The 12279-nt window shown below is 37.7% G+C and carries 12 protein-coding genes; 4 read left to right on the forward strand and 8 right to left on the reverse strand.

Features of this window, described 5'->3' with window-relative positions:
- The first annotated feature begins 11 nt into the window (after positions 1 to 11).
- Genes fucU through fucP form a run of 3 tightly spaced genes read left to right on the forward strand, consistent with a single transcriptional unit; the run spans position 12 to position 2422 of the window.
- Positions 12 to 455 (forward strand): L-fucose mutarotase, encoded by a 444-nt coding sequence (gene fucU, locus ACFFHK_RS03920; protein WP_382369672.1) that lies wholly within the window; start codon positions 12 to 14, stop codon positions 453 to 455.
- Positions 452 to 1099: an L-fuculose-phosphate aldolase gene (gene fucA, locus ACFFHK_RS03925; RefSeq protein ID WP_382369675.1), complete on the forward strand. Its 648-nt coding sequence runs from the start codon at positions 452 to 454 to the stop codon at positions 1097 to 1099. The genes fucU and fucA overlap by 4 nt, the downstream gene beginning before the upstream one ends.
- Before the next feature lie 36 nt (positions 1100 to 1135).
- Positions 1136 to 2422 carry an L-fucose:H+ symporter permease gene (fucP, locus tag ACFFHK_RS03930; RefSeq protein ID WP_382369678.1) on the forward strand — a complete coding sequence of 429 codons (1287 nt, stop codon included), beginning with the start codon at positions 1136 to 1138 and terminating at the stop codon, positions 2420 to 2422.
- Positions 2423 to 2471: 49 nt separating this feature from the next.
- Here fucP and srlR read toward each other — a convergent pair whose 3' ends face one another.
- From srlR to srlA, 7 genes are read right to left on the reverse strand one after another with little or no spacing between them, the layout of a single operon-like run.
- Positions 2472 to 3245 carry a glucitol operon DNA-binding transcriptional repressor SrlR gene (gene srlR / locus ACFFHK_RS03935; RefSeq protein WP_382369681.1) on the reverse strand — a complete coding sequence of 258 codons (774 nt, stop codon included), beginning with the start codon at positions 3243 to 3245 and terminating at the stop codon, positions 2472 to 2474.
- A gap of 21 nt (positions 3246 to 3266) precedes the next feature.
- The gene (gutM, locus tag ACFFHK_RS03940; protein ID WP_382369684.1) at positions 3267 to 3629 is read right to left on the reverse strand and encodes a transcriptional regulator GutM; all 363 of its coding nucleotides are present in this window, start codon (positions 3627 to 3629) and stop codon (positions 3267 to 3269) included.
- Positions 3630 to 3675: 46 nt separating this feature from the next.
- Entirely contained in the window at positions 3676 to 4338 is a 663-nt protein-coding gene (gene fsa / locus ACFFHK_RS03945; RefSeq protein ID WP_382369687.1) for a fructose-6-phosphate aldolase, read from the reverse strand.
- Positions 4339 to 4396: 58 nt separating this feature from the next.
- Positions 4397 to 5179, reverse strand: a complete 783-nt coding sequence (srlD, locus tag ACFFHK_RS03950) for a sorbitol-6-phosphate dehydrogenase (RefSeq protein ID WP_382369690.1) — start codon at positions 5177 to 5179, stop codon at positions 4397 to 4399.
- A gap of 12 nt (positions 5180 to 5191) precedes the next feature.
- Positions 5192 to 5557: a PTS glucitol/sorbitol transporter subunit IIA gene (gene srlB, locus ACFFHK_RS03955; protein ID WP_382369949.1), complete on the reverse strand. Its 366-nt coding sequence runs from the start codon at positions 5555 to 5557 to the stop codon at positions 5192 to 5194.
- Positions 5558 to 5612: 55 nt separating this feature from the next.
- Positions 5613 to 6596 (reverse strand): PTS glucitol/sorbitol transporter subunit IIB, encoded by a 984-nt coding sequence (gene srlE, locus ACFFHK_RS03960; protein WP_382369693.1) that lies wholly within the window; start codon positions 6594 to 6596, stop codon positions 5613 to 5615.
- 14 nt (positions 6597 to 6610) lie between these two features.
- On the reverse strand, positions 6611 to 7156 hold the full coding sequence (gene srlA, locus ACFFHK_RS03965) for a PTS glucitol/sorbitol transporter subunit IIC (protein WP_382369696.1): 546 nt from the start codon (positions 7154 to 7156) through the stop codon (positions 6611 to 6613).
- A 444-nt stretch (positions 7157 to 7600) separates the two neighbouring features.
- On the opposite strand from srlA, the gene ACFFHK_RS03970 reads away from it, so the two are divergent.
- Positions 7601 to 8815: a sodium/glutamate symporter gene (locus ACFFHK_RS03970; protein WP_382369699.1), complete on the forward strand. Its 1215-nt coding sequence runs from the start codon at positions 7601 to 7603 to the stop codon at positions 8813 to 8815.
- Between the two features lie 473 nt (positions 8816 to 9288).
- On the opposite strand, the gene clpB is transcribed toward ACFFHK_RS03970, so the two are convergent.
- Positions 9289 to 11862 (reverse strand): ATP-dependent chaperone ClpB, encoded by a 2574-nt coding sequence (gene clpB / locus ACFFHK_RS03975; protein ID WP_382369702.1) that lies wholly within the window; start codon positions 11860 to 11862, stop codon positions 9289 to 9291.
- Positions 11863 to 12279: the final 417 nt, after the last annotated feature.

Here is a 12279-nt window from a genome sequence, read left to right on the forward strand (position 1 = left end):
AGGAGGAAATAATGTTAAAAGGTATTCAACCCGCTATTTCACCCTCATTACTCAAAGTATTAGCAGAGATGGGGCATGGCGATGAGTTGGTATTAGCAGATGCTCATTTCCCTGCTCATCAACTACATCAAAATGTATTAAGAGCTGATGGAGTAATGATCGATACATTGCTTACAGGGATCAGCGAATTGATTGAATTTGATCAGTATGTTGATGCTCCGTTGGTGATGATGCAAGCCGTTACAGGAGATCAGCTAGATCCTCAAGTAGAAGTGAAATATTTGGCAGCAATTTCACAATCTATTTCACCTGTACCAAATTTGATTCGTATTGAGCGTTTTGCTTTTTATGAACGAGCAAAGCAAGCTTTTGCCATTGTGGTAACTGGCGAAACAGCAAAATATGGAAACATTTTAATTAAAAAAGGGGTTACCCCGTTTAAGGATAAATCATGAATAGAGAACAACTTTCAGAAAAAATTATTGCCACTTGCTTAGAAATGACACGTCTAGGCTTAAATCAAGGAACCGCAGGGAATGTGAGTGTTCGTTATAAAGAGGGAATGTTAATTACTCCAACTGGGACACCATATGACAAGATGACCATTGATAGCATTGTCTATGTTGATAGTGAAGGACATTATGAACAAGGAAAACTACCTTCTAGTGAATGGCATTTTCACTTAGCAGTATATAAAGCACGCCAAGATGTTAATGCGGTAGTACATAATCATGCCGTAAATTGTGCAGCGGTTTCGATTTTAGAAAAATCTATTCCAGCAATTCATTATATGATTGCCGTAGGAGGAACAGATCATATTCCATGTGTTCCTTATGCAACATTTGGTACCCATCAATTAGCTGAATATGTTTATCAAGGTATTCAAACGTCAAAAGCGATTTTGTTAGCTCATCATGGATTAATTGCCACCGAACAAAATTTAGATAAAGCACTATGGCTAGCTCACGAAGTTGAAGTATTAGCGAGTTGGTATATGAAATTATTAGCGACAGGCTTACCGATTCCAACCTTATCAACAGAAGAGATGGCAGTTGTATTAGAAAAATTTAAATCATACGGGCTGCGAGTTGAAGAATAGATCAATGCAATCTATTACATAAAAGGAGACAAATTTATGAAAGCAAAAGTATTAGAAAAACAATATGTTATCCCCTTTATTTTACTAACTTCATTATTTGCATTATGGGGATTTGCAAATGATATTACTAATCCTATGGTAGCTGCTTTCCAGACGGTGATGGAAATTCCAGCATCAGAAGCGGCATTAGTTCAATTCGCTTTTTATGGCGGATATGGCACGATGGCAATTCCTGCTGCTTTATTTGTGAGTCGTTATAATTATAAATATGGTGTGTTATTAGGTTTAGCACTTTATTGTATTGGTGCGTTGTTGTTCTATCCTGCTGCGAAATATGAGATGTTTTCATTCTTTTTATTTTCACTCTACATCTTAACATTTGGTTTGGCTTTTCTAGAAACAACAGCCAACCCTTATATTTTATCTATGGGCGATCCACAAACCGCAACACGCCGCTTAAATTTAGCACAGGCATTTAACCCATTAGGATCTATTTTAGGAATGTTTGTTGCTTCACAATTTGTATTAACACATTTAGATTCAGATAAACGAGATGCCGCAGGAAATCTTATTTTTCCGACACTTTCTGCCGCCGAAAAGACAGTGATTAAAACACATGATCTTGCCATTATCAGAGATCCTTATGTCATACTAGGTTTTGTTGTCTTAGCGATTTTTATTTTGATTGCTCTGTATAAAATGCCAAAAACAAAAACAGAAGAACAAGCAAAAATTACATTTGGTGAAGCAGTGAAACGTTTAGTTGCTCGAGCGAAATATCGTGAAGGAGTGATTGCTCAAGTATTTTATGTTGCAACGCAAATTATGTGTTGGACATTTATTATTCAATATGCAGAACGTTTAGGTTTTACTAAAGCGGAAGCACAACAGTTTAATATGTTAGCAATGGGATTATTCATTATTAGTCGTTTTGTCAGCACTGCATTAATGAAGTATTTAAAAGCAGAATTGATGTTAATGTTGTTTGCATTAGGTGGTTTGCTAGCTATTCTTGGTGTGATTTTTATTGATGGCGTATTAGGTTTATATTGTTTAATTCTTACCTCTGGTTTTATGTCATTGATGTTCCCAACGATTTATGGAATTGCCTTGCATGGATTGAAAGAAGAATCTACTTTAGGTGCGGCAGGTCTTGTGATGGCGATTGTTGGCGGTGCTTTAATGCCTCCACTTCAAGGGGCAATTATTGATATGGGAGAAGTAGCAGGGTTACCAGCAGTTAATGCTTCATTTGTATTACCATTGATCTGTTTTATCGTGATTGCTATTTACGGTTATCGTTGTTGGAAAGTTTTAGAATAATCTAACAGATAAGAGGTATAGTAGTGCTGTTGACTACTATACCTATCAACTAATCAGCAATAATGACTTGAATGCCTTTCTCTATCATAGCTTGGTGAAATTTTGGATCTAACAAGTTGTCAGTAATCACAATATCAATTTTTTCTAATGGACAGACAATATTTGGGCTTCTCCGCCCAAATTTAGACGAGTCGGCTAATACAATAATTTGTCTTGCTGCATTTGTCATTGCTTTGCTAACACCATGAACTTCATTAAAAGTCGTTAATCCGAGTTCTAAGTCAAAGCCATCTGTACCAATAAACAACTTATCAAAAGAAAATTTATCAAAAGTTGATTCCGCTAAAATGCCATGAAATGAGGCTGATCTGGTTCGATAAGTTCCGCCACACATCAATAATTCGTGTTCCTTTTCTATCGCAACTAAATTATTAATGATATGTAGGCTATTGGTCATAATCGTTAAATTATTAAGTTCAGCCAACAAAGGGATCATTTGTAGAACCGTACTACCAGAATCAATAATAAGAGAATCACCATCTTTTAATAATTTCACTGCGGCTTTAGCAATTTTCTTTTTTTGCGGCAAATTAATGAGCGTCTTATTAGTCATAGGTAATTCTGTATCGACATCTTTTTCATGATCAACCAGAACAACACTCCCATAAGTTCGTAAGACTTTTTTGTCGGCCTCTAGTGCGGTTAAATCTTTTCGAATAGTTGTACCTGTGGTGGAAAAATACTCTGCTAACTGATCTACGGCAGTTTTTCCATGGGATTGTAAATAATCTAGAATAGCAAGTTGTCTTTCTTTTGGTTTCATAATAAGTCCGTATGAGAGGATTTATTGCAATCGAATTGCTTCCATTAAGGCTTCTTGACTATGCCGATCATTAGGGAAAATAGCCTCTGGTACAATTTCATTGTGCAACAATCCTTGTAATTTTGTAATTGTTTTAGGACGAGAGAAAACGGTCAGTCCTTTTAAAATGATAGAATTTACAACACGATGATTCTGATCAAAAGCGATGGCAATGACTACTTTTGGTTTAAATCGCCCTTTTGTACGACCAATACCTACATTCCCTTGCTTACATAATTTCTCAAATTCTTGATTAAATTTAGTTACTTGCCACCAACCTAAGATGATTTGTAATAGCCAAGCAATAATTGCAACCACAATGAGAGAATTTGTTATATTTTGCATAAATTATTCCATATTTAAAATGTTTTTATTGCACTATTTGAAAGAATTAAAATAAAGTTTGATGAAAAGCACTGTTCCAATCTTGTTCAAATTGATCAATAGCAGCAAAGACAGCAGGATCAGATAAAAACGCTTGGGCAATTTCTGGAGTAACAGTAATTGCTTTGCAACCAGTTAGCATTGCGTCTAGTACTTGACGAGGAGTTTTAAAGCTGGCTGCAAGAATTTTTGCCTCGGTACGATGTAAATCAAGTAATGTTTGTAATTCTTGTACCACTTTAACGCCATCACCACCTTGGCTATCAATACGATTAACATAGGGCGCAATATATTTTGCACCTGATAATGCCGCTAAGAATCCCTGAGCAGAACCATACACAGCAGTACCTAACGTCGGGACATTTTGTGCAGTGAGGTGTTTAATTGCGGTTAATCCTTCCAAGGTAACAGGAATTTTAATCACCAATGTAGGAAACTTTTCTCGTAACTGGAGGGCTTGTTCTATCATTTCTGTATGGCTTTTGGCTAAGACCTGAGCAAAAAGTTGTCCTTGCTCACCGAAAATATCTTGTAATGCTTGTAATACATCAAATAATGGTTTTCTTTCTTTGGCGATAATACTGGGATTAGTCGTTACCCCAGCTAAAGGTAATGAAGCGTGTAATTTTTTAACGAAATCGATATTTGCTGTATCAAGGTAAAATTCCATGATATTTCTCCTACAAAAATAAAAGGTACAAGATAATGTACTTGTACCTACTATGTTATTAAAACATCACTTGTCCACCAGTAATATTAATGGACTGACCTGTACAATATTCAGCTTTATCGCTAGCATAGAAGAGTAAAATATTTAAAACATCTTGATACTCACAACCACGCTTTAATGGTACTTTGTCGATATAAACTTGCTCGACCTGATCTTCAGGAATACCTAATTTTTGTGCATATTGTGGAATTAATGATTGGAACATAGGTGATTTTAATAAATTTCCTAACATCAATGAATGTACGGTAATACCATGTTCAGCAAGATCTAACGCAAGCGATTGAGTTAATCCTACGCCACCAAATTTTGCTGCACTATAACCTGAGTTATGTTTACTACCGACTTTACCTGATTTTGAATTGATTTGAATAATGCGTCCTGCAATATGATCGCGAATCATTAATTTGGAGAACTCTCTTGCACATAAGAAATAGCCAACTAAATTGACTTGTAATGAAGTGTTAAAATCATTCATTTGAAATTCTGTGATAGGTGCAGCTTTCGCCATACCTGCACTATAAACTAATAGATCAACACGACCAAATACGTTATCAATATTTTGTGCTAACGCTATAACACTTTGTTCATCTGTGGCATCGACTTGGAAACCTTGCGCCACTTGTTTTCCTAATTTTTGATTAATTTCATTAGCAGTGTTAATCGCGTTGTCGCCATTTAAATCTGCTACCGCAACACAATAGCCATTATCGGCTAACCCTGCACATAAAAATGCCCCTAAAGTTTGTCCTCCACCAACGACAACAGCAACTTTTTTTGTCATTTTTGATACCTCTTAATTTCTAATAATTGTTAAAACACTATTTACATCAATTTGTTGTGGAACCTCTCCTTGTAGGTGAATAGTTCCTGGATATTCTGCTTGGGTTGCACTATCAAAACGAAAAGTGATATGACCTAATTGTTTTAAATTGAAAGATGCAACCTCACCAATAGCAGTAATGATAAATTCTGCTTGATCGATTTTGACGATATCTCCAACATTTACATCATCTTGAAGTTCACCATGGGAGTGAATAAAACAGTAATCTTCAAGATCTACTGGTGCTCCCTCTTTAAACGTGATGAGCATATTGTCTTCTAACGCTTCTCGAGCAAAACGACCGATTTTTTTGAAAGTGGTTTGATAAAGTAATGTCATCATCAGTTCCTATTTTTGAGTTGTGCGACAAGCATTGCCGCACGATTTAATATGGTTAATAAATAAAGGCAGAAACGAACCAAGCAATAAGCACTGTTGGCGCACCAGTTAAGAAACGGCTAACGAGGACTGATGGGACACCAACACGAACTGTATCTTGTTTGGCTTCAGCAAGGGATAAACCAACAGGAATAAAATCGCACGCCGCTTGAGCATTAATAGCGAAGAGTGCTGGTAATGCTAAGTGAGGTGGAATATTACCTAACCCGATCTGTACCCCAACTAATACACCAATCACCTGTGCAATTACGGCACCAGGTCCTAAGAATGGCGATAAAAAAGGGAAAGAACAGATAAGTGCTAAAATAACGAGTCCAACAGGGCTACTTGCTAATGGCGTTAATCCATGAGCAATCCAATCACCTAAACCAGATGCAATGATGATTCCAATGAGTGCAGAAACGAAAGCCATAAATGGCAGAATTGTTTTTAGGACGGTATCAATCGTATCTCGACCAGCTTGGAAAAAGACCGCCACAATAGATCCCATACCCATTCCGATTTTTGCTAATAAACCATCACTTTGTTCAGTAATCTTTTTCGATGAGTCGTAGTCTTTTGCTAACGTTACAGTATTATTTGCTTTAGCCTCTTCAGTGCTTGGTAGTGCTTGATCAATTAAACGAACGTTATTTTCTTTTACGGCAGAAACATAAATATCTTCTACGATAAACTCTGCTAATGGTCCCGATTTCCCTGTTGCATGGATATTGATTGTTGGAATACGGCGTTTTGGATAGAGTCCACAACGTAAGACACCACCACAGTCAATAATTGCGATCCCAATTTCTTCTGTTGCTGGTTCGCCTTGTTTAAAGCCATCTATTGCTTCCCAACCAGTTAAATTTACAAGGTGATCAACAATACTTGGACGTGTTCCCGCTGTCATATAAAGAATTTTTTTGCCAGGAACGACAGGAACAGTAAGCGGTCCACCCCAACCACCATTACCTTTTTCGATATAAATTGCATTAGCCATAGTATTTCTCCTTTTTATAAGTGGACTTCACGTTCAAGTTTGATACCCATACGTTTTTCAAATAACGCTGTGGTAAAGTCTGTAACCCAGCCACGGAAAAAGTTTGTTACCATTCCTACGAGTAAATAACTTACGGCAAGCGGGGCGAGTGGGACACCAAGAGTGGTTAAACCATTGGCAATGCCTAAATAGACAAACAGTTCACCTGGATTAATATGTGGAAATAAGCCGTTCATGGAATGACAGCTATAAGAGGCAGCTGCATAATAGCTTGGTTTGTAACGTTCTGGTAAGAATTTACCTAAGCTCAGCGTCATTGGATTACAGAAAACGAATGTTCCAATAACGGGAAGAATTAAATAACGAGAAATTGGATTGCCCGCACTACGTTGAGCAAGGCGCTCGATTCTTTCTTGACCAATAAATTTGATCAGCGCATTCATAACGACTAACAGTGAAATTAATAGTGGAAGAATACCTGTTACCATACTGACAAAGGTTTCCCCACCTTTTTGAAATAGTCCAATGAACCATTCTGCACCATGTGTAATAAATTCCATATTTACCTCTCAAAATGAAAGTTTTAAGTTTTGTTTCTGACTAAATGATTAATCATTAGAATAAATAATATTTTATTTTGAAAGATTGATATGTGATTTTGATCTCATTTTTAATAAAAAGTTTTAAAGTAAAAGAAATTTTGTTTGTTTTGAAATTTTATGTGTAGAGTAGTGGAGTGGTAAGTAAAAGAAATTTTATATTTTTCAATAGTATAAGTTAATTGATGAAGATAATAAATGAGTTAGCATTTTAAGTTTGGATTAAACAACTTATCCTTAATTTATTTTTGTTTTTATTTTAAAAGTTTTGCTAAAAGAAAATTTAGATCGTGCATTCAATTCGTCAATATATGCTCAAGTTCACAAATTTTTACATTAACAGTTGTTTTACATTTTATTAATATTAAGATAATTGCCGATGTTATTGATATAAAGGTTATTATTATGATTACGATTAATGTAGGAATGTTTCAAACACTCGCGCTATCAGTGATTGCTATTTACGTTGGGGAGTTTATTCGCAATCAATTCCCAATTTGGAAGAAGTATTGTATTCCTGCTCCTGTTATTGGTGGGACATTGTTTGCGATTATTACCACTTGTTTATATTCATTTGATTTATTTTCCTTTCAGTTTGATTACAAAACCATAAATACCTTTTTTTATAATGTTTTCTTTGCGGCAATGGGGTTTGCGGCTAGCTTTGCGTTATTAAAGAAAGGTGGCAAGTTAGTGATTATATTTAGTATTTTGGCTGCGGTATTAGCGATGTTGCAGAATGTGCTTTCTCTTGGTTTGGGCGTGCTTCTTGATATGAATCCATTAGTTGCTTTAATGTCAGGCTCAATTCCATTGACGGGCGGACATGGAAATGCGGCGGCTTTTGCACCTATTGCAGAACAAATGGGCGCAAGTGGGGCGATTGAGGTAGCGGTTGCTGCGGCAACGTTTGGTTTGATTGCAGGCTGTATTCTTGGCGGACCACTCGGCAGAGGGTTGATTAAAAAACATCGGCTCAATGAGCAATTAGTTGAAGAATTATCGCAAACTGAAATAGAAAAAGAGGCATTACCAAAGATTAGTTACCGTCGTTCTAGCCAAGCAGCATTTTTATTATTACTGGCGTGCGGTATCGGGCAGACCTTATTTTTACTGAATAAAGCAATTTTTCCTCAAGTAAATATTCCAATTCATGTGATGAGTATGTTAGGCGGGTTAATTCTTCGCCTGATATTAGATGCAACAAAACGCGATCATCAGGCACTGTATGAAAATATTGGTATCATTGGCGAGATTTCTTTAGCGGTTTTTGTTTCTATCGTGATTGTTACGATGCAATTATGGAAGTTAGCGGATTTAGCGTTACCACTGATTATTATCCTCACCTTACAAGTCGTTCTATGCTATCTGTTTTGTGTCTTTATTACTTTCCGTTTATGTGGTAAGAATTATGACTCTGCGATTATTGCAACAGGGCATTCTGGTTTTGGTTTAGGGGCGGTTCCTGTCTCAATGGCAACAATGACCGCGGTGTGTTCTCGTTATCATTATTCAAAGTTAGCCTTTTTTGTGGTTCCGTTGATTGGTGGGTTTATTAGTAATATTAGTAATGCGCTGATTATTACGTTATTTTTGAATATTGCGCAAGGAATGGGCTAACCATAATCTTTCATTCTAAAAGACAACCGCAAGAAATTGCGGTTGTTTTAGTTTGAAGATAAAGACATATCAATTAATCTTTAGTTTATTTTTCCACTCACATTGAGATTTAGGTTTCGCCCTAAAGGGCGACCCACTATTATTCACAAGTTCGCTCGGCTCACATGCTCACTCTTCGGGTCGCTGCAAGCGGCGCTCAAAAAGCTATTGCTTTTTGTTTTGTTCGTGAAAAAAATTAACGGAACAGGAAAAGGTTCCCTTGTGCCTTGCCCGAAAAATCTTGACGGAATGAGGAAATAGCAAGGCACTAGGGCGTGTTTTTTTGCCCACTTTTCTTTGCACGAGCAAAAAAAGTGGGTCGCCCTTTAGGGCGAAACCTAAAGGTACTATTTTAGCAAAAAACAAATTAATGTGATTTTGCCTGCAAAATGAAACAACCGCAATTTCTTGCGGCTGTCTTTTAGAATGAAAGGTTATTGTTCTGCAATCATCTTGCCATCAACAAAACTAATCTCAATCGTTTTTTCTGGTAATAACGCACCAGATAAGATTTGTTGCGCTAATGGATTTTCTACCAAGTTTTGAATGGCGCGTTTTAATGGTCTTGCACCATACACAGGGTCGTAACCCACATTACCTAAGTAATCCAATGCTTGATCACTGAAATGTAAGTGGTAACCATGCGCTTGCATACGGTTGATTAAACGACCTAACTGGATCGACGCAATCGCACGAATATTTTCTTTACCGAGAGGGTGGAAGACCACCGTTTCATCAATACGGTTAATAAATTCAGGGCGGAAGTGTTGCCCAACCACTGACATCACTAACTCTTTCATTTCTCCATAGCTAAGTTCCTCAGTGTGTGATTGAATTAAATCGGAACCAAGATTTGAAGTCATAATCACCACAGTATTGCGGAAATCAACCGTGCGCCCTTGCCCATCGGTTAAACGCCCATCATCTAAAACTTGCAATAAAATATTGAAAACATCACGATGTGCTTTTTCCACTTCATCTAATAAGATAACCGAGTATGGACGACGACGAACTGCTTCAGTTAAATAGCCGCCCTCTTCATAGCCAACATAGCCTGGAGGCGCACCGACTAACCGAGAAACGGAATGTTTTTCCATAAACTCAGACATATCAATACGCACCATCGCCTCTTCGCTGTCAAACATAAAGTTTGCTAAGGTTTTACAAAGTTCTGTTTTCCCTACTCCAGTTGGTCCTAAGAATAAGAATGAACCAATCGGGCGATTAGGATCAGCTAGCCCCGCACGACTACGACGGATCGCATTAGCCACGGCTTCAACTGCTTCATTTTGCCCAATCACCCGTTTGTGCAATTCCTCTTCCATACGCAATAATTTTTCTTTTTCCCCTTCCATCATACGCGCAACAGGGATACCTGTGGCACGAGAAAGCACTTCGGCGATCTCTTCGTCGGTAACACGATAACGCAACAAGGTCATCTCTTTTCCCTCAGAAGATTCTGCTTGTTCGAGTTGTTTTTCCAAATTTGGAATGGTGCTGTATTTTAACTCTGACATTTTGGCAATATCGCCTGCACGATACGCCTGTTCCATTTGCGTTTTAGCATTATCCAATTCCGCTTTGATATGCTGTGCGCCAGAAAGGGCAGCTTTTTCGCTTTTCCAAACTTCTTCTAATTCAGAATAGGCTTTCTCTTTTTCGCTTAACTCTTTTTCCAACATGGCTAAGCGTTTTTGGCTCGCTTCATCTTCCTCTTTTTGCAAGGCTTGTTGTTCCAGTTTTAATTGAATAATGCGGCGTTCCAATTTATCCAACGGTTGTGGTTTTGAATCAATTTCCATACGGATACTTGATGCGGCTTCATCAATTAAATCAATCGCTTTATCGGGTAACTGACGATCAGAAATATAACGATGAGATAAGGTTGCCGCGGCGACAATCGCTGGGTCAGTAATTTGTACATGGTGATGAATTTCATAACGTTCTTTTAAACCACGCAAAATGGCAATCGTATCTTCCACGCTTGGTTCATCAACCAATACTTTTTGGAAACGGCGTTCTAAGGCAGCGTCTTTCTCAATATATTGACGATATTCATCTAACGTTGTCGCACCAACGCAATGCAATTCACCACGCGCGAGAGACGGTTTTAATAGGTTTCCTGCGTCCATGGCGCCATCGGTTTTTCCTGCGCCCACCATCGTATGAATTTCATCGATAAAGAGAATGATACGCCCCTCTTCTTTCGCAAGTTCATTGAGTACTGCTTTTAAGCGTTCCTCAAATTCACCACGATATTTTGCGCCAGCAATTAATGCGCCCATATCTAAAGAGAGGACGCGTTTATGGCGTAAGCCCTCAGGCACTTCACCGTTGACGATGCGTTGCGCTAGCCCCTCGACAATCGCGGTTTTCCCGACCCCTGGTTCCCCGATTAATACAGGGTTATTTTTGGTACGACGTTGTAAAACTTGAATGGTACGGCGGATTTCATCATCACGCCCAATCACAGGGTCTAACTTGCCGCTTTCTGCTCTTGCGGTTAAATCGATTGTATATTTTTGTAATGCTTGGCGAGTTTCTTCTGCGCCCGCATCATTGACGTTTTCACCACCACGCATTTTATCAATACTCGCGGTTAAATTTTGTTTCGTCAGTCCACTTTTCTTTAAAAGATCACTCAGTTTGTCAGAACTTTCCAATGCAGCAAGTACAAACAATTCCGATGAAATAAATTTGTCATTCCGCTGTTGGGCAAATTTATCGCAGAGATTTAACATTCTGACTAAAGCAGGGGAAACTTGTACATCACCACCATTACCCGATACTTTCGCTAAACGGGCGATTTCTTGCTGAATGGTTTGGCGTAATGCCGCCACATTAACATTTGCCGCGGTTAACAGTGGGGCGATGGAGCCACCCTCTTGGTGCAATAGCGCACTCATCAGATGAAGCGGTTCAATATATTGTTGATCATTACCGATCGCTAATGATTGTGCTTCCGCTAAGGCTTGTTGAAACTTCGTGGTAAATTTTTCGATATTCATAAACTCCTCCTCGACGATCATTCGTCATTCACGAGGCATAAAATGGGTACCGCTTAATCACTTTCAAGGGTGAAATAAAAAAATTATATGCAAAAAGTTGAATATAAAAGAGGAAAAGGTTTAGCTAGATTCAGCATATAAAACATGGCGTTTACGCTAAAAAAGCAGCTATTTGTGGGTAAGCGTTGTCGCTAAAAAATTTGCGCGGAGGGTTACTGCGTTGTTGCGCAACTTAAATTACGGTCAATTTATTTTTACGTCAATAAGTAAGATTAATGTAAATTTTGATTTACATTAATATGTAAACAAAGCTAAATTTTTCTGATTTTTTGCATAAAACACGCATTTATTACTTCTTTTTGATTGTTTATTGCACATTGATTGTTTTTTGTTATTTTATTAATAGGTTTTAACATT

The organism is Gallibacterium trehalosifermentans, assembly GCF_042433055.1.
Taxonomy (GTDB): Bacteria; Pseudomonadota; Gammaproteobacteria; order Enterobacterales; family Pasteurellaceae; genus Gallibacterium; species Gallibacterium trehalosifermentans.

Bases quoted from the DNA above. Each gene is read 5' to 3' on its own strand.
- fucU (WP_382369672.1), top strand. From the start codon at position 12: ATGTTAAAAGGTATTCAACCCGCTATTTCACCCTCATTACTCAAAGTA.
- fucA (WP_382369675.1), top strand. From the start codon at position 452: ATGAATAGAGAACAACTTTCAGAAAAAATTATTGCCACTTGCTTAGAA.
- fucP (WP_382369678.1), top strand. From the start codon at position 1,136: ATGAAAGCAAAAGTATTAGAAAAACAATATGTTATCCCCTTTATTTTA.
- srlR (WP_382369681.1), bottom strand. From the start codon at position 3,245: ATGAAACCAAAAGAAAGACAACTTGCTATTCTAGATTATTTACAATCC.
- gutM (WP_382369684.1), bottom strand. From the start codon at position 3,629: ATGCAAAATATAACAAATTCTCTCATTGTGGTTGCAATTATTGCTTGG.
- fsa (WP_382369687.1), bottom strand. From the start codon at position 4,338: ATGGAATTTTACCTTGATACAGCAAATATCGATTTCGTTAAAAAATTA.
- srlD (WP_382369690.1), bottom strand. From the start codon at position 5,179: ATGACAAAAAAAGTTGCTGTTGTCGTTGGTGGAGGACAAACTTTAGGG.
- srlB (WP_382369949.1), bottom strand. From the start codon at position 5,557: ATGACATTACTTTATCAAACCACTTTCAAAAAAATCGGTCGTTTTGCT.
- srlE (WP_382369693.1), bottom strand. From the start codon at position 6,596: ATGGCTAATGCAATTTATATCGAAAAAGGTAATGGTGGTTGGGGTGGA.
- srlA (WP_382369696.1), bottom strand. From the start codon at position 7,156: ATGGAATTTATTACACATGGTGCAGAATGGTTCATTGGACTATTTCAA.
- ACFFHK_RS03970 (WP_382369699.1), top strand. From the start codon at position 7,601: ATGATTACGATTAATGTAGGAATGTTTCAAACACTCGCGCTATCAGTG.
- clpB (WP_382369702.1), bottom strand. From the start codon at position 11,862: ATGAATATCGAAAAATTTACCACGAAGTTTCAACAAGCCTTAGCGGAA.